The sequence below is a fragment of the Stenotrophomonas sp. STEN013 genome, assembly GCF_056760355.1.
Genome location: NZ_JBRREO010000003.1, coordinates 185,035 through 207,549 on the forward strand (window position 1 = coordinate 185,035; position 22,515 = coordinate 207,549).

Below are 22,515 nucleotides of genomic sequence, written 5' to 3' on the forward strand. Positions count from 1 at the left end.
CAATCAGCCTGCGGCCGGCAACCCCGCCAGCGCGCCCATGAACTGCCGGTAGTGGCGCAGCTCGGCGATGGAGTCCTTCACATCACTCAGCGCGGTATGGCTGGAGGTCTTGCTCACCCCGGCGGCCACTGAAGGGGCCCAGCGCTTGGCGAGCTCCTTGATCGTGGACACATCCAGATTGCGGTAGTGGAAATATTTCTCCAGTCGCGGCATCTGCCGGTGCAGGAAGCGCCGGTCCTGGCAGATCGAGTTGCCACACATCGGGGACGCACCGGCCTTGATCCACTCCTGCAGGAACACGATGGTCTGCGCCTCGGCCTGTCCCAGGGTCAGGGTGCTGTCCAGTACGCGTTGCCACAGGCCCGAGCGCTGGTGCTGGTTGCGGTTCCACTCGTCCATCGCTTCCAGCGTCGCCAGCGGGTGCGAGATGGCGAACTCCGGCCCTTCAGCCAGCACATTCAACTGGGCGTCGGTGACGACGGTGGCGATCTCGATGATCGAATCGTTGTCGGTATCGAGCCCGGTCATTTCCAGATCAATCCAGATCAACCGGTCGTTGCCTGCGCTGTTTTCCGCCATGTAATACCTCATGCAGTGGGCCGGACAATATCTTTGCCGGGCCGGAATATCCAGGCGCACATGATACGCAGGCCGCCACGCACCGCTGCGTCAAATATCGTCCGGCGACAGCAACGGACGCCCGCGCTTGGCGCGGAAATAGTTGGTCAGGCGCAAGCTGGCGTCTTTGGCCAGAACCCCGCCGCAGACCTGTACGCGGTGGTTGTGGCGCGGATCGGCGACCAGGTCGAACACGCTGCCGCACGCGCCCGTCTTCGGGTCGGTGGCCGCGAACACCACGCGCGCGACCCGTGCATGCACCAGCGCCATCGCACACATCGCGCATGGCTCGAGCGTGACGTAAAGGGTGCAGTCAATCAGACGGTGATTGCCCAGCTGCTTGCCGGCCTCGCGCATGGCCATGATCTCGGCGTGGGCGCTGGGGTCGTGATTGATGATGTTGAGGTTCCAGCCCTCGCCCAGCAGCTGGCCATCACTGCCGACCAGCACCGCGCCCACCGGGATCTCATCGAACTCGCGTTGCGCACGATCCGCCAGCGCCAGCGCATGGCGCATCCAGTGCTCGTCCACCGGGGCGGTGCTGAGATCGTCGGTCATCGCAGAAGTCACGGTGCCTGGCTCCGGACGCCAGAGGGTCCGAACCCCGCAAGAAACGGAGGGCGGGAGGGTTATGGCGGGCAGAGTGGGATTCGAACCCACGGAAGGTTTGACCCTTCGCCGGTTTTCAAGACCGGTGCCTTAAACCGCTCGGCCATCTGCCCGTGTCGTCCGGCGCGATCCAGCCGCGCCGATCCGGGTGCGCATTCTCGCATGCCTGCACCGTTTTTGTTCAACCCGCGTCCACGGCGAGCGCGCCGATTGTCGAGGCGCGGATCTTTTCCTTGGCCCGCTCGCAGGCGCCACCGCAATCCAGCCGCGAGGCCTCCAGTTCCGGCGGCAGGTGTTCGGCGAGGAAGTCGATGAACACGCGCACTGCCGGCAGCAGGCCGCGGCGCGAGGCGAACACCGCATGGCAGATGCCCTGCGGCAGCGACCAGTCCGGCAGCACCACCTCCAGCTCGCCGTTGCGCACGGCCTCGGCGCACACGGTTTCCGGCAGCATGGTGATGCCGAAGCCGTCTTTCACCATCGACTGCAGCAGCGGGAAATCAAAGCCGGCCACCCGCGGCTGCAGGTCCACGCGGCTGACCGCCCCGTTGGGGCCATGCAGTTCCCAGCGTTGGCGCGCCTCGTCCTCGCTGATGCTCAGGGTGACATGGCTGGCCAGCTCCTCCGGGGTGGCCGGGCGACCGGCGCGATCCAGATAGGCGGGACTTGCGACCAGCAGCTCCTGCACCTGGCCGAAGCTGCGCATCACCAGGCTGCCATCGTCATCCAGCCGCGAACGCACGCGCAGGGCGACGTCATAGCCCTCGTTGATGATGTCCACCCGGCGGTTGCTGATATTGAGCTGCAGTCGCACCTTCGGGTATTGCTCGAGGAATCTAGGCAGCAGGCGCGGCAGTTGCATCTGCGCCAGCGACACCGGAACGCTGGCACGGACCAGCCCGCGCGGCTCGGCACTGAGCCGATCCACCACCTCGCGTGCGGCCTGCGCCTCGGCCAGCATGGTCTGCGCATGGCGATGCACGCTCATGCCGACATCGGTGACGGCGAAGCGGCGGGTGGAGCGCTGCAGCAGGCGCACGCCCAGTTCGGTTTCCAGCTGGCTGATGCGCCGGCTCAGGCGGGATTTGGGGATACCCAACGCGCGCTCCGCCGCGGCGAAACCGCCGTGGTCCACGACCATCGCGAAGTAGTAGAGGTCGTTGAGATCCTGCATGGGGTAATTCCACAAATAGAACGAGTGGTGGAATTCAAACACCTTTGTCCCGAATCTGCAAATCAATCCTCAAACGGTCCTGTATTTGGCGGATTGACCGCCATCCTCCAGCGAGTGGTCTCGAGCCCGAAGCTGGCGGTCACAAAAAAGCCCGCATCACGGCGGGCTCTTTGTTAATTCGGGCCGATACGGCGGGCTCAGCCGATGCGCTCGATTCCGCCCATGTACGCACGCAGCACGTCCGGAACCGTGATGGAGCCGTCCGCGTTCTGGTAGTTCTCCATCACCGCGATCATCGCCCGCCCCACCGCCACACCCGAGCCGTTCAGGGTGTGTGCCAGCTCCGGCTTGCCGGCGGCATTGCGCCAGCGTGCCTGCATGCGGCGGGCCTGGAAATCACCGCAGTTGGAGCACGAGGAAATCTCGCGATAGGTCTGCTGCGACGGCAGCCAGACTTCCAGGTCATAGGTCTTGATCGCCGAGAAACCCATGTCGCCGGTGCACAGCAGCACCTTGCGGTACGGCAAGCCCAGCTGCTGCAGCACGGCTTCGGCGCACCCGGTCATGCGCTGGTGTTCGGCTTCGCTGTCTTCGGGCTTGCAGATGCTGACCAGTTCGACCTTCTCGAACTGGTGCTGGCGGATCATGCCGCGCACGTCGCGACCGCCGCTGCCGGCCTCGGAACGGAAGCACATCGAATGGGCGGTCATGCGCAGCGGCAGGCGCTCGCCATCGATGATCTCGTCGCGGACGATGTTGCTCAGCGGCACTTCGGAGGTCGGAATCAGATAGCGGGTGGATTCGCCCAGCGTGGTCTTGAACAGATCCTCCTCGAACTTGGGCAGCTGGCCGGTACCGCGCAGCGAATCGGCATTGACCAGCACCGGCACGTTGGTTTCCTCGTAGCCGTGGGCATTGACGTGCAGATCCAGCATGAACTGCCCCAGTGCACGGTGCAGGCGCGCGACCTGGCCACGCAGCACGGTGAAGCGCGCCCCGGAGAGCTTGGCAGCGGTTTCCGCGTCCAGCCCGTGGTTGCGCGCGCCGAGCTCGACATGGTCCAGCACCGGAAAGTCGAACGCGCGCGGCGTGCCCCAGCGCAGCTGCTCCACGTTCTCGCTTTCATCCTTGCCAAGCGGTACGTCGTCGGCCGGCACATTGGGAATGCCCAGCGACAGTGCTTCGATCTTCTCGCGCAGCTCGTCCAGCTGGATTTCCGAAGCCTTCAGCTCATCGGCAAACGCCGCCACCTCGGCCATGATCGCCGAGACGTCTTCCCCCTTGGCCTTGGCATGGCCGATCGCCTTGGAGCGGCTGTTGCGCAGGCTCTGCAGTTCCTGGGTGCGCACTTGGATACGCTTGCGATCAGCCTCGAGGGCTTCAAACGCCGCCACATCCAGATCGTAGCCGCGTGTGACACGCAGGCGTTCGGCAAGTTCGGCGGGCTGCTGGCGAAGAAGGGCGGGATCAAGCATGGAGGCGGCACTGTGTACGGGTGTGGAGTGCGATTATCGCCCGAACCGCCATTCTCTGCCGCGCGATTCATTGTTCCTGTGCAAGAATCGGCCACTTGAAACGGGCCCAGTCCATGTCAGCACACAGTTCCCGCTCCGAGCAGAATGTCACCTTCCAGCTGCCGCGCAGCAGCCTGAAAATCGCCGGTATCGCTTTTTGCGCAGGCCTCCTGCTGTTTTTCGTGGTCTGGCTCAACGCACGCAGGAACAATGATTTCTACCGTGCAGGCCCCGCCCAGCCGCAAACGGAGGTTGCCGAGCCCGCTCCGCTGCCCGCGCCACTTCCTGCCGGTGCCGGTGCCGGCGCCAGCGACATGCCCGAATCGCGTCAGGAAGCGGCCGGAGAAGCGCCGCAGCTGGTGGAAACCGCACCGCCCCCGCCACCGCAACCCATCGTCGAAGCCGAACCGGCTCCGCCACCGGCCCAGACGGCCCCTGCCCCAGTCGCGGACACGCCGACCGACCGGCCCGTGCCGCTGCCGGATCAGAGTCCAGCCCCGACCTACCCGCCCGCAGCGCTGCGTCGCGGCGACAGCGGGACAGTCGTGGTGCAGGCGGTGGTCGATACGCGCGGTGTGCCGCTGGATGTGAAGATCATCCAGCGCAGCGGCTCGCGTGATCTGGATCGCGCCGCCTTGGACGCCGTGCGCAACTGGCGTTTCCAGCCGGCGCAGAGCAACGGGCAGCCGATGCAGGGAACCCTGGAGATTCCCTTCGATTTCAAGCCCGCGCAGTAAGCGGGACTCCGTAGATTCGCCAACCCGGCGGATGCCGCTCCGGGGATGCACCCGGGTTCGGCTTGCGCCCGGGCCGCACCGTTGCCAGTGCGGCCCGGATTCCGGATGACTTCAGGACAGGACGCTGAGCCCGAAGCCGGCACCGCTGGCAAGCTCGTCAAAACCCGGGAAAGAGGTCGCCACGTTGGCTACATCGTTGATCCGTACCTCCCCGGTACTGAGCTGGCCGGCGATGGCAAAGGCCATCGAGATGCGGTGATCGCCGTGGCTTTCGATAGTGCCACTGCCCAGCGGGCCACCGTGGATCGTGGCGCCATCCTCGGTTTCATCCACGCGCAGGCCCAGTGAGCGCAGGCCGGTGGCCATCGCCGCCAGACGGTCCGACTCCTTGACCCGCAGCTCGGCGGCACCCCGCACCACGGTCTGGCCAGAAGCTGCTGCAGCGGCGACAAACAGCGCCGGGAACTCGTCGATCATGTCCGGCACCACCGACTCGGGAATCTCCGCGCCCTGCAGCGGCGCGTAACGCACCACCAGATCCGCCACCGGCTCGCCGCCATGCTCGGCATGGTTCTCCTCGGTGATGTCCGCGCCCATCAGGCGCAACGCGGTCAGCAGACCGGTACGGCGCGGATTGAGTCCGACCGAGCGCAGCCGCACCTGGGAGCCCGGAATAATGCTGGCGGCGACGATGAAGAACGCCGAGGAGGAGAAGTCCGCCGGGACCGCGATATCGGTCGCGCGCAACCGCTGACCGCCGCGCAGGCGCGCCCTGCCCGGGGAGAACGCGATCTCGACGCCGAACGCGCGCAGCATGCGCTCGGTGTAGTCGCGGGTGGGATGCGGCTCGGCCACCGAGGTCTCGCCCTGTGCATACAGCCCGGCCAGCAGCACCGCCGACTTCACCTGGGCGCTGGCCACCGGCAGCTCGTAGTCGATGCCGTGCAGAGTCTGCCCGCCATGGATGTGCAGCGGCGGCGTGCCATCGGCCTGGGTATCGATACGTGCGCCCATCTTTGCCAGCGGCCCGGTCACCCGACGCATCGGCCGCTTGGACAGCGACGCATCGCCCACCAGCGTGGTGTCGAACGGCTGCCCGGCCAGCAGACCCGCCAGCAGGCGCATGCCGGTGCCGGCGTTGCCGCAATCCAGCTCACCCTGGGGCGCCTTCAGGCCATCCACGCCCACGCCATGCACGATGCGCTGCGAGGGCGACGGGGTTTCAAAACGCACCCCCATCTGCGCAAAGATCGAGGCGGTGGCGCGGGTGTCCTCGCCTTCGAGAAAGCCATCGATATGCGAGACACCGTCCGCCAATGCGGCAAACATCACCGCCCGGTGCGAGACCGACTTGTCGCCGGGAATATCCAGCGTGCCCTGCAGGGCCGAGCATTTGCGTGCAATCCAGTACGGAGAATCGGTCATGCTGCTTCCTGTGGTAGCCGCCCGCGCCAATGCGCGGGCCGATCAAAGCCGGAATCCCCGGCCATCAGAACGAAAGGGAGGGCGGCACAGCTGCCGGCGGAGCTGCCGCCAGCAGGGCGCCACCGATGGCATCGGTCAGGGCACGGCCACCGGATAGGAGCCGAGCACCTTGATCTGCGCCGAATGGGTCTGCAGCTCCGCCAGCGCGGCCTGCATCGCCGGATCCTCGACATGGCCGGCCAGGTCGATGAAGAAGCCGTACTCCCACTTGGCCTGATGCGAGGGCCGCGATTCGATGCGGTTCATGCTGATGCCGTGGCGGGCGAACGGGCTGAGCACATCGAACAGCGCGCCGGGCTTGTCGTGGATGTAGACCAGCACCGAGGTACGGTCGTGGCCGGAGGACGGGAAGATCTGGCGGCCGATCACCAGGAACCGGGTGGTGTTGTCGGCATCGTTCTGGATCGGTTTGGTGACGACCTTCTTCAGGCCATAGGCATGGATGGCGCTCTCGCCACCGATCGCCGCGGCGTCATCGGCGTTGCGTGCACGGCGCGCGCCCTCGGCGTTGCTCGACACCGGCAGCTTTTCCACCTTCGGCAGATTGGCGCGCAACCACGACGAGGTCTGCATGAACGCCTGCGGGTGGGCATAGATGCGCTCGATGTCCTCCAGCCGGCCCGTGCGCGACATCAAGTACTGCTGCACGCGCAGCTCGACCTCGCCACAGATCTTCAGGTTGGAAGTCAGGAACATGTCCAGGGTGATCTGGATGGTGCCCTGCCCGGAGTTCTCCACCGGCACCACGCCAAAGTCGGCATTGCCGGCCTCCACTTCCTGGAACACCTCCTCGATGCTCGACAACGGCAGGCCCAGGGCCGAGCGGCCGAAATGCTTGAGCATCGCCTGCTGGGTGAACGTGCCTTCCGGCCCGAGGTAACCGACCTTCAGCGGCTCCTGCTGGGCAAGGCAGGCCGACATGATCTCGCGATAGACATGCACCAGCACCTCGTCGCTGAGCGGGCCTTCGTTGCGGTCCACCACCATGCGCAGCACCTGCGCCTCGCGCTCGGGCCGGTAGTAGTCCACGGCCGCGGCCAGCTTGCCCTTGGCCTTGCCGACCTGGTGGGCGAACTGTGCACGCTCGGCGATCAGCGCCTGGATGCTGCGGTCGATGTGGTCGATCTTGGCGCGCACATCCGACAGTACCGGCGCGGCGATGGCCGGCTGCGTGTCCTTCTTCAGTGCTTTGGGCTTCTTGCTGACAACAGCTTTCTTGGTCTTGGTGCTGCGCGGTGCAGCGTCTGCTGCCGGTTTACGGGGCTTTGAAGCCATGGAATCACCGTCTGTTACGAGCCGGCGCCTGTGCGCCCGGCGGAATGGGAAAAATCAGCCGTTGCGCTGCTGGAAGTCGCGCATGAACGCCGCCAGCGCCTGCGCGCCTTCCAGCGGCATGGCGTTGTACAGCGAGGCGCGGATGCCGCCGACCGCGTTGTGACCTTTCAGCGCGAGCAATCCGGCGCGTTTGGACTCGCTGACGAAACGCGCATTGAGTTCGTCATCGGGCAGGAAGAACGGGATGTTCATCCGCGAGCGCACGGCCGCGGCGACGTCGTTGCGGTAGAAGCCGCCGGAGTTGTCGATCGCCTCGTACACCAACGTCGATTTGGCCTGGCTGAGGCGGGCGAACGCCTCCACCCCGCCCTGCGCCAGCATCCACTTGAACATCAGCCCCGCCAGATACCAGTTCCAGGTCGGCGGCGTGTTGAGCATCGAGTCGCGGGCCACGTGCGAGCGGTAGTCGAAGATGTCCGCGCGCGGCTGGCCGGCGCGCTCGAGCAGGTCGCGACGGATGATGACCACCGTGATCCCGACCGGCCCCAGGTTCTTCTGCGCACCGGCATAGATCACCCCGTAACGCGACACATCGATCGGCTCGGAGGCGATCGAGGAACTGAAATCGGCGATCAGCGGCACCCCGCCCACGTCCGGGACGTCGCGGAACTCGACGCCGTGGATGGTTTCATTGGCGGTGATGTGCACGTAGGCCGCATCGTTGGACAGCTGCCACTGCGCGCGCGCCGGAATGTCACGGAAGCCGCCGGCCTCACTGCTGGCGGCGATGTTCACATCCACGTAGGGCCGGGCCTGCTTCACCGCGGTCTTGCCCCAGTGGCCGGTAAGCACATAGTCCACGCGCTGGCCGGGCGCGGCGAAATTCAACGGCAGCAACGCCTGCTGGGTGGTGGCGCCGCCGCCCAGAAACAGCACGGCATAGTCATCGGGAATGCCGATCAGCGTGCGCAGGTCGGCGTCTGCCTGGGCCGCGACGGCCATGAAATCGGCGCTGCGGTGACTGATCTCGACAATGGACGCGCCCACGCCGTTCCATTCCAACATTTCCGCCTGCGCCTGGCGCAGAACCGTTTCGGGCAACGTCGCGGGACCGGCACTGAAATTGAATGCGCGCGTCATATCACACCTGCTGGGCTGAAGGCCTAGTATGCCGCAGCGCAGCAGGCTTGGGGGACGCTAAAAAAGTTGCATTTGCATGCATCTGCAGCGGCGATCCGGATCGCCCCGGCGATGCGGATCACGCACCGCCAGCGCGCCTAATCAGCGGGCGCCGAACAGCAGCAGCGCGCTGATCGCGGCACCCAGCAACAGCGCACTGAGCAGCAGCCATGGCCAGCGCCGCGGGCGCCGCTCCGGCATCGGCGCATCAGCCGGCTCGGCCGTCTCGCGCTCCTCGCTTTGCGGAAAGAGGCTTGCCGGAATGCGCGGGTTCAACGGCACTTCAAGCACAAACCGGTGGTTGCCTTCGAACACCAGCTGATCGCCGGCCTGCAGCCAGCAATGCCGCACAGTCACCCCGTTGACCTGGGTTCCCTCGGCCGAGCCCAGATCACGCAACAGCACTTTCTCGCCGTGGCGCTCCAGCCGCGCATGACTGTCGGCGAAAGCCGGCTCATCGATGAGAATATCGCTGTGCGGATCGCCGCCGATCGTACGCGGCTGGTCCAGCGTGAAGCAGCGGCCGTGATAGCGCCCGCCCACACCGCGCAGCAGCACGCGCATGTCTTCGTCGCTGGCGGCCTGTGGCGCGGGCGGGTGTGTCACCGGCTCGCATTCCCCGCGCAACAGCATCTCGGCACCGTCGGCATAGACCGCATCCCCGGCCCGCAGCAACGCCATGCGCCGGACCGGCCGGCCGTTGACATGGATGCCACGGGTGCCACTGGCCACCTGCAGCCACACCCCGCGCTGGTCCACGCAGAACTGCGCGAGCAACAGAGGGCCGACACGGTCATCCCCGAGGCCGACCTGGCCGGTCGCGTGACGGACGATACGCTGCACGCCCGGCTTCAGAGGCTGATCGGGTTGCTGACGGTTGCTGAAGTGGACTTGCAGTGTGCGCACTGTCGCAGATTATCAGTTCACCCGGACATGCAGAAGATGGCCGCGGGACTTGGACTGCGTCGCCACAGTCCGCACAATGCCGCACCTTGTCTTTATCGCCGGTCCGCCGGGAGCCTCTCCATGTCCACCATTGATATCCGTCACCCCCATTCCCTGTCCGACGAAGGCGCGCGCACCGCCATCGCAGAAGTCGCCCAGAAGCTGGAAGAGCGTTTTGAAGTGACCGCCCGCTGGGAGGGCCAGACCCTGTATTTCGTCCGCTCCGGGGTTGATGGCGCCATCGAACTGCTGCCGGGCGCGGTGCGGGTGAAAGCCGAGCTGGGCTTTCTGCTGTCGGCCATGAAGGGCATGGTGGAATCGGAGATCCAACGGGTGCTGGCGGAAAAACTCGGCTGAACCCGGCGCCCTCACGCAATGCACGCACGGCCATCGCTACGGTAGGAACCTGATCTGTTTCCCTGCCGAGGAGCAATGCCGTGAGTGTTTACGAACCTCGCCCTGAAGAAAATGACACCCCCGAGCAGCACGAACCTGCCGAACGATTGACCCGCCGCGTTACCGAATCGGCCCAGCAGATATGGCTGGCCGGTCTGGGCGCCTTGTCACGCGCGCAGAATGAAGGCAAAAGCCTGTTCGACTCACTGGTCAAGGAAGGCGAATCGATGGAGGAGCGGTCGCGCCAGCAATCGGACCGTGGCGAAACCCTGCGTGACAGCGTCGAGACCACACTGAACCAGGCACGCGAGCGCGCCGCCGGCACCTGGGACCGGGTCGAGCGGAGTTTCGAAGACCGCGTCCAGCGCGTGTTGCGGCGCATGGATATTCCCAGCCGTTCGGATATCGAGACGCTCAACGACCGCCTGGACGCACTTAACCGCCGGCTGACGCGGGCCGAAAGCCAGTCTTCGCGATCGGAAGCGGATCCTGAATCACACTGATGTTGCAAAGCAGCAAAAGCTGCGCAAGAATCAACCCGACCCGCCAGCAGTACCGCGCCGTATGTCTCCCTCCCCACACGGCTCCGGATGGCGGGTTTTTTGTGCCTGCCGTTCGCGCAGGTCGCTCCTGCCCGGCCTTTTCCGGCGATTGCCGCGATAATGGGCCGCCCAGATCCGCTGCATTCGGCGTCGTGCCGCGCAGCCGCCGCAGGAGGCCGCCATTGAACACCCCAGGTCCGGACCCCTCGTCCAGCACCCCTACCCGTCACGACCTGCATGGCCGTTACCGCACCGCCGAAACCGTGGAGGATTTCCGCCACAACCTGGCCGCGGTCCAGTCGCGCATCGCCGCCGCTTGCCAGCGTGCCGGACGCGATGTGGCAAGTGTGCGCCTGCTGCCGGTCAGCAAGACCATCGATGAAGCCCACATCCGCCGTGCCTATGCCGCCGGCTGCCGTTTCCTGGGCGAGAACAAGGTGCAGGAAGCCCATCACAAATGGGAGGCGATGCAGGATCTGGCCGATCTGCGCTGGTCGGTGATCGGCCACCTGCAGACCAACAAGGCCAAGCTGGTGGCCCGGTTCGCCAGCGAGTTCCAGGCGCTGGACAGCCTGCGCCTGGCCGAGACGCTGGACCGTCGCCTGCAACAGGAAGGTCGCAGCCTGGATGTCTTCATCCAGGTCAACAGCTCCGATGAGGACAGCAAGTACGGCCTGCCGCCCGGGCAGGTGGACGGTTTCCTGCAGGCGATGCCGCAGTTCGGTGCGCTGCGCGTGCGCGGGCTGATGACGCTGGCGATGTTCTCGGCCGAGGCGGCGCAGGTCCGCGCCTGTTTCATCCGCCTGCGCGAACTGCGTGACCGCCTGCGGCAGACCGCTCCGGCCGGGGTGGAGCTGGACGGGCTGTCGATGGGCATGTCCGGGGATTTCGAGATCGCCATCGAGGAAGGCGCCACCGTGGTGCGGGTCGGCCAGGCCATCTTCGGCGCACGCGCGGTGCCTGACAGCCACTACTGGCCCGGTCTGGACGCACATGGCTGAACCGCCACGCCGGGCACGGTCCGGCCGCACGATTACGGCCACAAACATCTATAAACTGCGGCTCTGTCCGTGTCGTCGCTGGGTGTGTTGATGTTCTCGTGGATTCTGGCTCTGGTACTCGCACTGGTTCTCTGGGGTCTGGCCGTGCTCTATCTGTGGCTGGTCCGGCGCAGGAAGATCGAGACAAACCATGGTCTGGCCGCATTGGCGGGCATGCGCTGGCGCGAGTTCTCGCGGATCGTGCGGGATGCGATGGCCGAACAGCGCAGCATGCAGGACGCGATTGCCGAAGAAGCCAGCGACGCCGGCACCAGCAGCGACTTTCTGATGACCCGCAACGGTGAACGCTGGCTGGTGTCGTGCAAGCATGGTCGCGCCTACCGTATCGGCGCCGGCGCGATCAACGAACTGGGCGCTGCGCTGCGCCTGACCGGCGCCCGTGGCGCCGTGCTGATCACCGAGGGCCATGTGGAGCGCGACGGCCTTGCCGCCGCCGCGGAGCAGTCCATCGAAGTGGTCGATGACCGCAACCTGTGGCAGATGCTCAAGTCCTATGTGCCCGAGGAGATGCTCCAGAGTGTGGTCGGCATCGCACGCCGTGAGGCGATCCGCCACACCGGGATCGCCGCGCTGGCGGCGCTGACCCTCGGCCTGCTGGCGGGCATGGGCTACAACACTGTTCACGACGACGCCGGCCCTGCCCCGGTCGCACCGGTCATCGCCGCGGCCGGCAACACGCCGGCGGCGGCCAGCGTCGCCCGCGCCGATACGCCCGCCGCGGACGTTGTCCCCGAGCCCAGCGCCGGCATGGCCGCCGAGGACCTGCTTGAAGATCCCGATCCGGAAACGCTGCTGCGCTACCAGCAGTCGGTTTCCAAGGCGCTGGCGCGCACGCCGGGGGTCATCAGCGGCATCTGGCTGACCCGCCTGACCCTGTCGGTGGAGCGCTCGGCCGATGACAAGACCGTATGGCCGCTGATCTGCCGCGAAGTGGAGCGCTACCCGGCGCTGCGCACGGTGCGCATCCAGCTCAACCCGCGCCCGGGTGTCGATGAACCCGTGCGCTGGCGCCAGTGCAGCACCATCTGAGCGCACAAGGAAAAAGGCGCCAAACGGCGCCTTTTCCATAGCGGCAATCCGCCCGGCGGGAACTCAGCGCGCCCCGGGTGCGAAGCGGGCGATCAGGTCGTAGGCATCGCCGAGGAACATCTGCCGCACCCAGGTGATCTGCAGTTCGCCGCGCCAGGTCTGGCGGTCGATCACCAGGCAGGCGGTCCCGGCCGGCACCTGCAGCAACGCGGCCTCGGCGGCGGTCGCTGCGACTGCGCTGATGCGGTGCTCGCCGCGTGTCCACGAAGCGTTCTGCAGCAGCCAGCTGCCCGGGGCGTGCTCGGAAAAATCCACGCCCAGCGTCTCCGGCACCGTTTCGGGATTGATCAGGCGGCGCTCCAGCGCCAGCGGCTTGCCGTCGGCCAAGTGCAGACAACGGATCGCCAGCAGCTGCCCGGCGGCGGCCAGCTGCACTTCTTCGGGCACGCCGCGGTGGGCGCTGCGCAGTTGCCGGTCCAGCAGCTGGAAGCCGTAGGCATGGCCCCGTTCGGTCACTGCCACTTCGATATCGGGAATTTCCAGTGCCACCTGCTCCAGGTGCGGTGGCTGCCGGGCGACAAACGAGCCGGCCCGCCGGCGGCGCTCGATCATGCCGCTTTCGGCCAGCGTGGTCAGCACCTTGTTCACCGTCATCCGCGAGCAGCCGTACTGTTCCATCAGCTCGTGTTCGAACGGGATGCGGAAACCGGGGGCCCACTCGCCACTGAGGATGCGGCTTTCGATATCGCTGCGGATGCGGTGATTGAGGGTGGGAGCTTTTTTGCTCTTCACTCGGGGTTCCTGAAAAGATCGGCGGGCCGGGCGTTGCGGGTCAGGCCAGAATCCGGTCCAGCGCGGCACGGTAGCGCGTCTGGATCGCGTCGCGATTGAGATGCCGTCCCTCACGGACCAGCTCGCGGCCATTTCGCCAGACCGCGCGAACGGCGCCATTACGTGCGGCGAACAACGCGCTGTCAAGCAGACTGTCGCCGCTGCGGCCATGCAGCGAGACGTGGTCCGGATCCAGTTCGAGCAGGTCTGCCGGTGCACCGACCGCCAGTCCGGCGCGCACTCCCAGGGCCTGCCCCGCTCCCTCGAGGGCCTGCTGGTACAGCCAGCGACCGGTGGAGAGATTGGCCGGCGAAAGCACGTTGCGACCGCGCAGGGTCAGCCGCTGGCCGTACTCGAGCAGGCGCAATTCCTCGGCCGCATCGATCAGCACATTGGAATCGGAGCCCACGCCGAAACGGCCACCGGCGGCGATGTGCTCGCGCATCGGGAACAGCCCGTCGCCCAGATTGGCCTCGGTGATCGGGCACAGGCCGACCACCGCGCCACTGCCGGCCATCAGCCGCACCTCCTCCGGGGTGACATGGGTGGCGTGGACCAGGCACCAGCGCTCATCCACCGCCGCGTGCGCGTACAGCCACTGCACCGGCCGCTGCCCGCTCCACGCCAGACAGGCCTCGACCTCGCGGACCTGCTCGGCGATATGGATATGGATCGGCCCGCGCGTCATGCCGGCCAGCGCCTGCAGCTCCGTTTCGGTGGTCGCGCGAAGGCTGTGCGGCGCCAGCCCGAGCACCGCGTCGGGCAGATCGGCCAGCGCCTGCGCGCTGCCTTCCAGCAGGCGGGCAAAGCCGTCGATGTCGTGCAGGAAGCGCCGCTGCGCCGGCACCGGCGCCACTCCGCCGAAATCGGCGTGGGCATAGAACACCGGCAGCAGGGTCAGGCCCAACCCGGTGCTGGCGGCCGCCGCCGCCACGCGGGCGGCCATCTCGGCCGGGTTGGCGTAATGGCGGCCGTCCTGGGCGTGATGCAGATAGTGGAACTCGCCGACGCGGGTGAAGCCGGCTTCGAGCATTTCCATATAGGCCTGCTCGGCGATGGCCTGGAAGCTGTCCGGGTCCAGCCGGTCCAGAAAGCGATACATCAGCTCGCGCCAGCTCCAGAAGCTGTCGCCACGGGTTCCGCCCACTTCGGTCAGGCCGGCCATCGCCCGCTGGAAGGCATGGCTGTGCAGGTTGCCCAGCCCCGGCAGCACCGTCCACAGGGCGTGGTCGCCGTCCTGGCGCGGCGCCTCCGCCATGATCGAGGTGATCCGCCCCTGCACGCACTCGATGCGCACATCGCGCGCCCAGCCGGCGGGCAGCAGCGCCTGCGCGGCGTGGAAACAGACGGTCTGGGGGGCGGCGCTGGCAATCACTGGACACTCTCCGGTTACCGCAATTATTGTATATACAAATAACGTTGGAAGCTGCACATGCGCTGCGACACGCTCTGGCACAACGCCCACCTGATGACCTTGGACGACGCCACCGGTGGGCTCGGCATTGTCCGTGACGGGGTGCTCGCCGCGCTGGACGGCAAGCTCATCCACGCCGGCCAGGCCGCCACCGCGCCGGAGTTCGCAGCCGCCGAGCGCATCGATTGCCGTGGGCGCTGGATCAGCCCGGGCCTGATCGACTGCCACACCCATCTGGTCTACGCCGGCAACCGTGCCGGCGAGTTCGAGCAGCGCCTGCAGGGCGTGAGCTATGCCGACATCGCCCGCGCCGGCGGTGGCATCGTCTCCACCGTGCGCGCCACCCGCGCCGCCGACGAGGCCGCGCTGGTCACCGCCTCGCTGCCGCGGCTGGACGCGATGCTGGCCGAAGGCGTCACCACCCTCGAGATCAAATCCGGCTACGGCCTGAGCCTGGCCGATGAATCCCGCCAGCTGCGCGTGGCCCGCCAGCTGGGCCAGTTGCGCCGGGTCGAGGTTGTGCCGACCTTCCTCGGCGCGCATGCGGTACCACCGGGATCCGAGGCGCAGGCCTATATCAATGAGGTCTGCGCGGTGATGATCCCGGCCATCGCCGCCGAAGGGCTGGCCGAGGCGGTCGATGTGTTCTGCGAGAACATCGGCTTCTCCGCCGCCCAGGCGCAGCAGGTGTTCGAGGCCGCCCGGCAGCACGGGCTGGCGCTGAAGATCCACGCCGAGCAGCTGTCCAACCAGCACGGCGCCGAACTGGCCGCCCGCTTCGGTGCGCTCTCGGCCGACCATATCGAACATCTGGACGAGGCCGGCATCGGCGCGATGCGCGCGGCCGGCACGGTCGCCGTGCTGCTGCCCGGCGCGTTCTATTTCACCCGCGACACCACCGTGCCGCCGATCCCGCAGCTGCGCGCGGCCGGTGTGCCGATGGCGCTGGCCACCGATTCCAACCCCGGCACCTCGCCGCTGACCAGCCCGCTGCTGACCATGAACATGGCCGCCACGCTGTTCCGCATGACCGTGGCCGAATGCATCGCCGGCTTCACCCGCGAAGCGGCGCGCGCGCTCGGCCGCCAGGACCGGCTCGGCCGGCTGGCCGCCGGCTTCGATTGCGATCTGGCGATCTGGGACATCGAGGCGCCGGCCGATCTGGTCTATCGCATCGGCTTCAATCCGCTGCACGCGCGCGTCTGGCGCGGTCAGCACGCATAAGTACGACTCCGGAGAACACATGAGCACCCCCCTGACCCTTCGCCCCGGCCACGTGCCGCTTTCGCAGTGGCAGCAGATCTACCGTGGCGCGCGCGTCCAGCTGGACGCGGCCGCACAGGCCGCGGTGCTGCGCAGCGCTCAGGTGGTCGAGGCCATCGTCGCCAAGGGCGCGCCGGTCTACGGCATCAACACCGGCTTCGGCAAGCTGGCCAGCGTGCGCATCGAGCGCGAGGACCTGGAAACCCTGCAGCGCAATATCGTGCTCTCCCACGCCGCCGGTGTCGGCGAGCCGATGCCGGCCAATGTCGTGCGGCTGATGATGGCGCTCAAGCTCACCAGCCTGGCCCAGGGCGCCTCGGGCATCCGCCCGCAGACGCTGGCGCTGCTGGAGACATTCCTGCAGCACGACTTCATTCCGGTCATTCCGTGCCAGGGCTCGGTCGGCGCCTCCGGCGATCTGGCCCCGCTCTCGCATCTGGCCAGCGTGATGATCGGTGTCGGGGAGGCCTTCGTCGATGGCGTGCGCCTGCCGGCCACCGAGGCACTGGCCCGCATCGGCCAGGCCGCGCTCACGCTCGGCGCCAAGGAAGGTCTGGCCCTGCTCAACGGCACCCAGTATTCGACCGCCTACGCGCTGGCCGGCCTGTTCGAGATCGAAACCGTCTTCCAGGCCGCGCTGGTTACCGGCGCGCTGTCGGTGGAAGCGGCCAAGGGCTCGGACACTCCGTTCGATCCGCGCATCCACGCCATCCGTGGCCAGCGCGGGCAGATCGCCACCGCCGCCAGCCTGCGCCAGCTGATGAGTGGCTCAGCCATCCGCGAATCCCACCGCGACAACGATGTGCGCGTGCAGGACCCGTACTGCCTGCGCTGCCAGCCGCAGGTCATGGGCGCCGCGTTCGACGTGATGCGCCAGGCCGCGACCACGCTGGAGATCGAAGCCAATGGCGTGTCCGATAACCCGCTGGTGTTCACCGACACCGGCGAGGCGCTGAGCGGCGGCAACTTCCACGCCGAGCCGGTGGCCTTCGCCGCCGACATGCTGGCCATGGCGATCTGCGAGATCGGCTCGATCAGCGAGCGCCGCACCGCGATGCTGGTGGATCCGGCGCTGTCCGGCCTGCCGGCGTTCCTCACCCCCAGGCCCGGCCTCAACTCCGGCTTCATGATTCCGCAGGTCACCGCCGCGGCGCTGGTGTCGGAGAACAAGCAGCGCGCCTATCCGGCCAGCGTCGATTCGATCCCGACCTCGGCCAACCAGGAAGACCACGTCTCGATGGCCGCACATGGCGCGCGCCGCCTGCTGGCGATGGCCGAGAACGCCGCCAACGTGGTCGGCATCGAACTGCTGGCCGCCGCGCAGGGCTGTGACTTCCATGCCCCGCTGACCTCCAGCCCGGCGCTGGAGGCCGTGCGCGCCACGCTGCGCGCACAGGTGCCGACGCTGCAGGACGACCGCTATTTCCATCCGGATATGGTCGCCGCCACTGAACTGGTGCGCAGCGGCGCCCTCGCCCACGGCCTGGACGCGCTGCTGCCGCATGTGGAGCCCGTGTCATGAGCGCCGCGCCGGCGTGGTTGCAGATCCATCGCGGCACCGCGCCGCTGATCGTCAGCTTCCCCCATACCGGCACCGGACTGCCCGCCGAACTGGCCGGGCGGTTCGTCTCGCCGTGGCTGGCGCGGCGTGACGCCGACTGGTGGGTGCACCAGCTGTACGCCTTCGCCCGCGAGCTGGGCGCCACCACGGTGCGCACCTCCATCTCGCGCTCGGTGATCGACGTCAACCGTGATCCCTCCGGGGTGAGCCTGTATCCGGGGCAGAACACCACCGGCCTGTGCCCGCTGACCACCTTCGACAACCAGCCGCTGTACCGCGAGGGTTGTGAGCCGGACGCGACCGAAATCGCCCGCCGCCGCGACACCTATTTCGCGCCCTACCACGCCGCGCTGGAAGCGGAGATCGCCCGCCTGCACGCCGAGCACGGCACCGTGGTGGTGTACGACGCGCACTCGATCCGCTCGCAGATCCCGCACCTGTTCGATGGCCAGCTGCCGCAGTTCAATCTCGGCACCGCCGGCCCGACCGGCGAGCCGGACACCTCCTGCGACAACGCGCTGGCCGATGTGGTCGAGAACCTGTGCGCGCTCAGCGGCCTGGGCCATGTGCGCAACGGCCGCTTCAAGGGCGGCTGGATCACCCGCCACTACAGCGACATCCCCGCCGGCGTGCACAGCCTGCAGATGGAGCTGGCCTGCCGCGGCTACATGCACGAACCGGCGCCGGGCGATGTGGCGGTGCACAGCTGGCCCACGCCCTACGCCCCTGCCCGCGCCACCGCGGTGCGCGACACCCTGCAACAGGTGCTGCGCGCCTGCCTGAACTTTGCTTCCCGGAGAGATTGATGACGACCCGCCACGACCATTCCCGCAGCCCGCGCGCCCCGCGCGGCGCCACGCTCAATTGCAAGTCCTGGCAGACCGAAGCGCCGTTCCGCATGCTGCAGAACAACCTCGACGCCGAAGTGGCTGAAGACCCCACCTCGCTGGTGGTCTACGGCGGCATCGGCCGCGCCGCGCGCGACTGGGAGAGCTACGACAGGATCCTGGAAACGCTCAAGCGGCTGGACGACAACCAGACTCTTCTGGTGCAGTCGGGCAAGCCGGTCGGCGTGTTCCCCACCCACCCCGATGCCCCGCGCGTGCTGATCGCCAACTCCAACCTGGTGCCGCACTGGGCCAACTGGGAGCACTTCAACGAGCTCGATAAGAAGGGCTTGATGATGTACGGACAGATGACCGCCGGCAGCTGGATCTACATCGGCAGCCAGGGCATCGTCCAGGGTACCTACGAAACCTTCGTCGAGATGGGCCGCCAGCACTACGGCGGCAGCCTCACCGGCAAGTGGATCCTCACCGCCGGGCTGGGCGGCATGGGCGGCGCGCAGCCGCTGGCCGCCTCGTTGGCCGGTGCCTGCTCGCTGACCATCGAATGCCGCCAGAGCAGCATCGATTTCCGCCTGCGTACCCGTTACGTGGACGAGCAGGCCAGCGACATCGACGACGCCTTGGCACGCATCGCCAGGTACACCACCAGCGGTGAAGCCAAGTCGATCGCCCTGCTCGGCAATGCCGCCGAGATCCTGCCCGAGTTGGTGCGCCGTGGCGTACGCCCGGATGCGGTCACCGACCAGACCAGCGCGCACGATCCGGTGCACGGCTACCTGCCGATCGGCTGGACCGTGGAGCAGTGGCTCACCGAACAGCAGGCCAACCCTTCGATGGTGCGTGACGCCGCCAAGGCGGCGATGCGCGTGCACGTGGAGGCAATGCTGGCTTTCCACGCCGCCGGCGTCCCGACCGTGGACTACGGCAACAACATCCGCCAGATGGCCTTCGACGAGGGCCTGAAGAACGCCTTCGACTTCCCCGGTTTCGTGCCGGCCTACGTGCGCCCGCTGTTCTGCCGCGGCATCGGCCCGTTCCGCTGGGTCGCACTGAGCGGCGATCCGGAAGACATCTACAAGACCGATGCCAAGGTGAAGGAGATCATCGTCGATGATCCGCACCTGCACCGCTGGCTGGATATGGCACGCGAGCGCATCAGCTTCCAGGGCCTGCCGGCGCGCATCTGCTGGGTCGGCTTGGGCCTGCGCCACAAGCTTGGCCTGGCCTTCAACGAGATGGTCCGCAACGGGGAGCTGAGCGCGCCGGTGGTGATCGGCCGCGACCATCTGGACAGCGGCAGCGTCGCCTCGCCCAATCGCGAAACCGAATCGATGAAGGACGGCTCCGACGCCGTCTCCGACTGGCCGCTGCTCAACGCCATGCTCAACGTCGCCGGCGGCGCCACCTGGGTGAGCCTGCACCACGGCGGCGGCGTTGGCATGGGCTACTCGCAGCATTCGGGCGTGGTCATCGTCTGCGACGGCAGCGCCGAAGCCGACAAGCGCATCGCCCGCGTGCTCTGGAACGACCCCGGCACCGGCGTCATGCGCCACGCCGATGCCGGTTATGACATCGCCATCGACTGCGCGAAGGAAAAGGGGTTGGATTTGCCGGGGATTCTCGGCTGATTCCAGCCTTGCAGGAACAGAGGCATCGCTCTCTGTTATCCGCATGAAATAAAAGGCAGCCCCAGGGCTGCCTTTTTCTATTCCGAATGGAGAGCCGCAGGCTGGGTTGACTCTGCTTCCCGCTCTCTGTTTCCCGCTTTTCGCTGTTGACCTTCATTCCCGTAGAGCATGGCCAATGACCGGCGCGGATACCCGCAGGGCGACGCGCAGGAGCGCGTCGTTTTTCGCCGGTACAGGAAAGCTCCCACACGCTGCGCGTGCGGGTTCCTTTGACCAGCCATTCGGCTGTTGAAAAGCGCTTGTCTTGGCAAAAGGAACCAAAACCGCTTTCGCCGGACGCATGCCGATGCAATAGAGCCGCATCGGTGCCCTGCGCTTCTCGCGGATCGGGGCGGCGCGGAACTCGCTACGCTCAGACACCCGCGCCTTTCTCCCCCGATCCGCTGCGATGCTCGGCATGCTTTACGGCTTGGGCAAGTCAAATGCTGCACGCAACAGCAACAGCAACACAGCCTGCGTGACTGACTTTTTCTGGCTGCCTTTTGTCTGTGGCGCTGCTATGGTCCATCCAGCTACAGGGGGGCTGCATGGGACGCAAGCGCAAACCGAATGGACTGATGGACGCCGTGGCAGTAATGCCGTGGCAAGGCGGTGTGGCACTTGCCGTCATCGGATTCCTGCTTATCCGATATCGACTCGCCGGCTGGCTGCTCAATACCGGCGGCATGCTCGCACCAGCGTTCTCGCCAATGCTCAAACTGCTGGCATGGTTCTGGTTGGCGGTCTGCCTGTTCGGCGCTCTGGCATCTTTCATCACTGCACGGAAGAAACGCAGCCTGCTCGATACCCGCACCGATCTGGAAAGCCTCTCAGCTACCGGCTGGAGAAACTTCGAACAGCTGGTCGGCGAAGCCTTCCGCCGTCAGGGTTACAGCATCGATGAAAACCACCAGCCTGGCCCGGACGGCGGCATCGACTTGATCCTGCACAAGGATGGCCGCCGCACACTCGTCCAGTGCAAACAGTGGAAGCGGCAACAGGTCGGCGTCGCCATCGTCCGCGAGATGTACGGCCTGCTCGTCCACCACAACGCCAACGCAGTGAAAATCGTCAGCACCGGCACGTTCACCCGCGACGCCGAAACTTTCGCCGCCGGAAAACCCATCGAGCTGGTGAGCGGTGAAGAGTTGCTGCGGATGGTCAGGGCGACACAGGCCCCATCCCATGCGGCAACAACTGCCCCAACTTCTCCTGTCGAACGGGTTGAACCCACCTTCAACAAGGCCGCCGGTAGCGCCGCACCCTGCCCGCGCTGCGGCGCTGAACTGGTTGAACGGCGGAACCGGCGAACGGGAAAAGCCTTCAAGGGGTGCAGCCGGTTCCCGGTTTGCCGGGGAGTTGGATAAACGAGCCTGCCGCCAGTCCGCTGACACACTTGCACACCTATCTTTCTTACAAAAAGAAAGATCCCGTTGACCACAAATCGCTCGACATCGAGCAGAAAATGGTCGCGCGCGAGCAAAAACCGGTCGTCGCCGACCGGAAAACGGCCGCCACTAGCCGTTGACGGGTCATGACCGGAAGGAACCGGCCGGGTGCGGCCCGGCCAATCCCCCTCACCGCTCGCCCCCTGGCGCCATGCGGCCACAGGGGGGGGGCTCCGGGGCCGGCTGCCACGCCCGGCTGATCAAGGCATGGACCGGAACAGTCCACGGGATCGCACGCTGTCGCCGGCACAGCGCACTTTAGAAAATCTGCCAGCGGTCGAAAACATGGCGGTCGGACATCCCTTTCCGGGATGCACCGCGCCAGCCGGTTCGAGCGCGAACGTGCCGGAAAACATGCCCCCATCGTGCGATGTCGAACCTGATGAAGCCTCCCTTCAAATTCCGCCCGGGCTTGCTGGTCTGCAGCCTGGCGCTGGCGCCATTCGCCCACGCCGGAGCACCCCGCGACAGCCTGTGGGTGTCGCTGGTACTGGTGGAGCACTGCCAGACCCGTACCGATCCGCACGCCCGGCCCGTGGACTTCGGCGTACCGGGCTTTGGCGGCGCGCACACCACCGTCCCATCCGGCCGCGCTGGCGAAGCGCTGGCGATCCGCTGCTCCTTTGGCCACTACCCGTCCGTCACCCTGCTGCGCGGCACCCACGATGGTCTCGCCCCCGGCGGCCGGCATGCGCTGCTCAGCACCGGCGGCACCGTGCTGGCCTACGACCTGTATGCCGATAGCGGCCGCAGCCGCCCACTTGGCGCGCGCGACACCATCGCGCTGCTCCCCGGGGCCGGCGAAGACGGCAGCCGCAGCCTGCGTCTGTATGCCAAGGCGGTCGATGCACCGCTGCCGGGGGCCGGCACCTACACCGATACGGTGGTCGTGCAACTGACGTTCTGAACGGTCCCGGGT

Annotated in this window: 22 protein-coding genes and 1 tRNA gene; 12 read left to right on the forward strand and 11 right to left on the reverse strand. The window is 66.9% G+C overall.

The features are described from left to right. Window positions 1-3: 3 nt before the first annotated feature. The 5 genes from orn to serS all read right to left on the reverse strand — a co-directional run bounded on the left by orn (window position 4) and on the right by serS (window position 3,876). Window positions 4-579: an oligoribonuclease gene (orn, locus tag ACVOMH_RS08735; RefSeq protein WP_481551687.1), complete on the reverse strand. Its 576-nt coding sequence runs from the start codon at window positions 577-579 to the stop codon at window positions 4-6. Between the two features lie 90 nt (window positions 580-669). Beyond that, complete coding sequence (tadA, locus tag ACVOMH_RS08740; protein ID WP_481551827.1) at window positions 670-1,176, reverse strand: tRNA adenosine(34) deaminase TadA; 507 nt, start codon at window positions 1,174-1,176, stop codon at window positions 670-672. A gap of 74 nt (window positions 1,177-1,250) precedes the next feature. Further along, window positions 1,251-1,340, reverse strand: a tRNA-Ser gene (locus tag ACVOMH_RS08745). Between the two features lie 68 nt (window positions 1,341-1,408). Beyond that, window positions 1,409-2,401: a LysR substrate-binding domain-containing protein gene (locus ACVOMH_RS08750; protein ID WP_481523903.1), complete on the reverse strand. Its 993-nt coding sequence runs from the start codon at window positions 2,399-2,401 to the stop codon at window positions 1,409-1,411. Between the two features lie 197 nt (window positions 2,402-2,598). Next, entirely contained in the window at window positions 2,599-3,876 is a 1,278-nt protein-coding gene (serS, locus tag ACVOMH_RS08755) for a serine--tRNA ligase (protein WP_481523904.1), read from the reverse strand. A gap of 113 nt (window positions 3,877-3,989) precedes the next feature. Here serS and ACVOMH_RS08760 point away from each other — a divergent pair, with 113 nt between their 5' ends. After that, window positions 3,990-4,652, forward strand: a complete 663-nt coding sequence (locus ACVOMH_RS08760; protein ID WP_481551688.1) for an energy transducer TonB — start codon at window positions 3,990-3,992, stop codon at window positions 4,650-4,652. 111 nt (window positions 4,653-4,763) lie between these two features. Here the strand turns inward: ACVOMH_RS08760 and aroA are convergent, their stop codons facing one another. The 4 genes from aroA to ACVOMH_RS08780 form a co-directional block, all read right to left on the reverse strand. Further along, complete coding sequence (aroA, locus tag ACVOMH_RS08765) at window positions 4,764-6,077, reverse strand: 3-phosphoshikimate 1-carboxyvinyltransferase (protein WP_481551689.1); 1,314 nt, start codon at window positions 6,075-6,077, stop codon at window positions 4,764-4,766. 135 nt (window positions 6,078-6,212) lie between these two features. Continuing rightward, a complete protein-coding gene (pheA, locus tag ACVOMH_RS08770; RefSeq protein ID WP_481551690.1) occupies window positions 6,213-7,412 on the reverse strand; it encodes a prephenate dehydratase in 1,200 nt (399 codons plus the stop codon). A gap of 54 nt (window positions 7,413-7,466) precedes the next feature. Beyond that, a complete protein-coding gene (gene serC, locus ACVOMH_RS08775) occupies window positions 7,467-8,552 on the reverse strand; it encodes a 3-phosphoserine/phosphohydroxythreonine transaminase (RefSeq protein WP_481551691.1) in 1,086 nt (361 codons plus the stop codon). A 141-nt stretch (window positions 8,553-8,693) separates the two neighbouring features. Further along, complete coding sequence (locus tag ACVOMH_RS08780; protein WP_481551692.1) at window positions 8,694-9,497, reverse strand: FHA domain-containing protein; 804 nt, start codon at window positions 9,495-9,497, stop codon at window positions 8,694-8,696. 120 nt (window positions 9,498-9,617) lie between these two features. Here ACVOMH_RS08780 and ACVOMH_RS08785 point away from each other — a divergent pair, with 120 nt between their 5' ends. From ACVOMH_RS08785 to ACVOMH_RS08800, 4 genes are all read left to right on the forward strand, one after another. Next, the gene (locus tag ACVOMH_RS08785) at window positions 9,618-9,893 is read left to right on the forward strand and encodes a polyhydroxyalkanoic acid system family protein (RefSeq protein ID WP_054658898.1); all 276 of its coding nucleotides are present in this window, start codon (window positions 9,618-9,620) and stop codon (window positions 9,891-9,893) included. 80 nt (window positions 9,894-9,973) lie between these two features. Continuing rightward, on the forward strand, window positions 9,974-10,435 hold the full coding sequence (locus ACVOMH_RS08790) for a phasin family protein (protein WP_057506413.1): 462 nt from the start codon (window positions 9,974-9,976) through the stop codon (window positions 10,433-10,435). Window positions 10,436-10,707: 272 nt separating this feature from the next. Continuing rightward, the gene (locus tag ACVOMH_RS08795) at window positions 10,708-11,475 is read left to right on the forward strand and encodes a YggS family pyridoxal phosphate-dependent enzyme (RefSeq protein ID WP_481551828.1); all 768 of its coding nucleotides are present in this window, start codon (window positions 10,708-10,710) and stop codon (window positions 11,473-11,475) included. Between the two features lie 90 nt (window positions 11,476-11,565). Beyond that, the gene (locus tag ACVOMH_RS08800; RefSeq protein ID WP_481551829.1) at window positions 11,566-12,564 is read left to right on the forward strand and encodes a restriction endonuclease; all 999 of its coding nucleotides are present in this window, start codon (window positions 11,566-11,568) and stop codon (window positions 12,562-12,564) included. Window positions 12,565-12,627: 63 nt separating this feature from the next. On the opposite strand, the gene hutC is transcribed toward ACVOMH_RS08800, so the two are convergent. Beyond that, window positions 12,628-13,356, reverse strand: coding sequence for a histidine utilization repressor (gene hutC / locus ACVOMH_RS08805; RefSeq protein WP_481551693.1), 729 nt, complete (start codon window positions 13,354-13,356; stop codon window positions 12,628-12,630). A gap of 40 nt (window positions 13,357-13,396) precedes the next feature. Beyond that, the gene (locus ACVOMH_RS08810; protein ID WP_481551830.1) at window positions 13,397-14,767 is read right to left on the reverse strand and encodes a formimidoylglutamate deiminase; all 1,371 of its coding nucleotides are present in this window, start codon (window positions 14,765-14,767) and stop codon (window positions 13,397-13,399) included. A 60-nt stretch (window positions 14,768-14,827) separates the two neighbouring features. Here ACVOMH_RS08810 and hutI point away from each other — a divergent pair, with 60 nt between their 5' ends. From hutI to ACVOMH_RS08845, 7 genes are all read left to right on the forward strand, one after another. Then, complete coding sequence (hutI, locus tag ACVOMH_RS08815) at window positions 14,828-16,033, forward strand: imidazolonepropionase (protein ID WP_481551694.1); 1,206 nt, start codon at window positions 14,828-14,830, stop codon at window positions 16,031-16,033. A 19-nt stretch (window positions 16,034-16,052) separates the two neighbouring features. Then, window positions 16,053-17,594 (forward strand): histidine ammonia-lyase, encoded by a 1,542-nt coding sequence (gene hutH, locus ACVOMH_RS08820; RefSeq protein ID WP_481551695.1) that lies wholly within the window; start codon window positions 16,053-16,055, stop codon window positions 17,592-17,594. Next, window positions 17,591-18,439: an N-formylglutamate deformylase gene (hutG, locus tag ACVOMH_RS08825; protein WP_481551696.1), complete on the forward strand. Its 849-nt coding sequence runs from the start codon at window positions 17,591-17,593 to the stop codon at window positions 18,437-18,439. Before hutH ends, hutG begins: the two co-directional genes overlap by 4 nt. Next, window positions 18,439-20,109: a urocanate hydratase gene (hutU, locus tag ACVOMH_RS08830; protein WP_481551697.1), complete on the forward strand. Its 1,671-nt coding sequence runs from the start codon at window positions 18,439-18,441 to the stop codon at window positions 20,107-20,109. The genes hutG and hutU overlap by 1 nt, the downstream gene beginning before the upstream one ends. A 587-nt stretch (window positions 20,110-20,696) precedes the next feature. Continuing rightward, window positions 20,697-21,515 (forward strand): restriction endonuclease, encoded by an 819-nt coding sequence (locus tag ACVOMH_RS08835; protein WP_481551698.1) that lies wholly within the window; start codon window positions 20,697-20,699, stop codon window positions 21,513-21,515. A 29-nt stretch (window positions 21,516-21,544) separates the two neighbouring features. After that, window positions 21,545-21,676 carry a hypothetical protein gene (locus ACVOMH_RS08840; protein WP_481551699.1) on the forward strand — a complete coding sequence of 44 codons (132 nt, stop codon included), beginning with the start codon at window positions 21,545-21,547 and terminating at the stop codon, window positions 21,674-21,676. Window positions 21,677-21,978: 302 nt separating this feature from the next. Continuing rightward, window positions 21,979-22,503 carry a Csu type fimbrial protein gene (locus ACVOMH_RS08845; RefSeq protein ID WP_481551700.1) on the forward strand — a complete coding sequence of 175 codons (525 nt, stop codon included), beginning with the start codon at window positions 21,979-21,981 and terminating at the stop codon, window positions 22,501-22,503. Window positions 22,504-22,515: the final 12 nt, after the last annotated feature.

Coding starts and splice junctions, on each gene's coding strand:
- orn (WP_481551687.1), bottom strand. CDS start 579: ATGGCGGAAAACAGCGCAGGCAACGACCGGTTGATCTGGATTGATCTG.
- tadA (WP_481551827.1), bottom strand. CDS start 1,176: ATGACCGACGATCTCAGCACCGCCCCGGTGGACGAGCACTGGATGCGC.
- ACVOMH_RS08750 (WP_481523903.1), bottom strand. CDS start 2,401: ATGCAGGATCTCAACGACCTCTACTACTTCGCGATGGTCGTGGACCAC.
- serS (WP_481523904.1), bottom strand. CDS start 3,876: ATGCTTGATCCCGCCCTTCTTCGCCAGCAGCCCGCCGAACTTGCCGAA.
- ACVOMH_RS08760 (WP_481551688.1), top strand. CDS start 3,990: ATGTCAGCACACAGTTCCCGCTCCGAGCAGAATGTCACCTTCCAGCTG.
- aroA (WP_481551689.1), bottom strand. CDS start 6,077: ATGACCGATTCTCCGTACTGGATTGCACGCAAATGCTCGGCCCTGCAG.
- pheA (WP_481551690.1), bottom strand. CDS start 7,412: ATGGCTTCAAAGCCCCGTAAACCGGCAGCAGACGCTGCACCGCGCAGC.
- serC (WP_481551691.1), bottom strand. CDS start 8,552: ATGACGCGCGCATTCAATTTCAGTGCCGGTCCCGCGACGTTGCCCGAA.
- ACVOMH_RS08785 (WP_054658898.1), top strand. CDS start 9,618: ATGTCCACCATTGATATCCGTCACCCCCATTCCCTGTCCGACGAAGGC.
- ACVOMH_RS08800 (WP_481551829.1), top strand. CDS start 11,566: ATGTTCTCGTGGATTCTGGCTCTGGTACTCGCACTGGTTCTCTGGGGT.
- hutI (WP_481551694.1), top strand. CDS start 14,828: ATGCGCTGCGACACGCTCTGGCACAACGCCCACCTGATGACCTTGGAC.
- hutH (WP_481551695.1), top strand. CDS start 16,053: ATGAGCACCCCCCTGACCCTTCGCCCCGGCCACGTGCCGCTTTCGCAG.
- hutG (WP_481551696.1), top strand. CDS start 17,591: ATGAGCGCCGCGCCGGCGTGGTTGCAGATCCATCGCGGCACCGCGCCG.
- hutU (WP_481551697.1), top strand. CDS start 18,439: ATGACGACCCGCCACGACCATTCCCGCAGCCCGCGCGCCCCGCGCGGC.
- ACVOMH_RS08835 (WP_481551698.1), top strand. CDS start 20,697: ATGGGACGCAAGCGCAAACCGAATGGACTGATGGACGCCGTGGCAGTA.
- ACVOMH_RS08845 (WP_481551700.1), top strand. CDS start 21,979: ATGAAGCCTCCCTTCAAATTCCGCCCGGGCTTGCTGGTCTGCAGCCTG.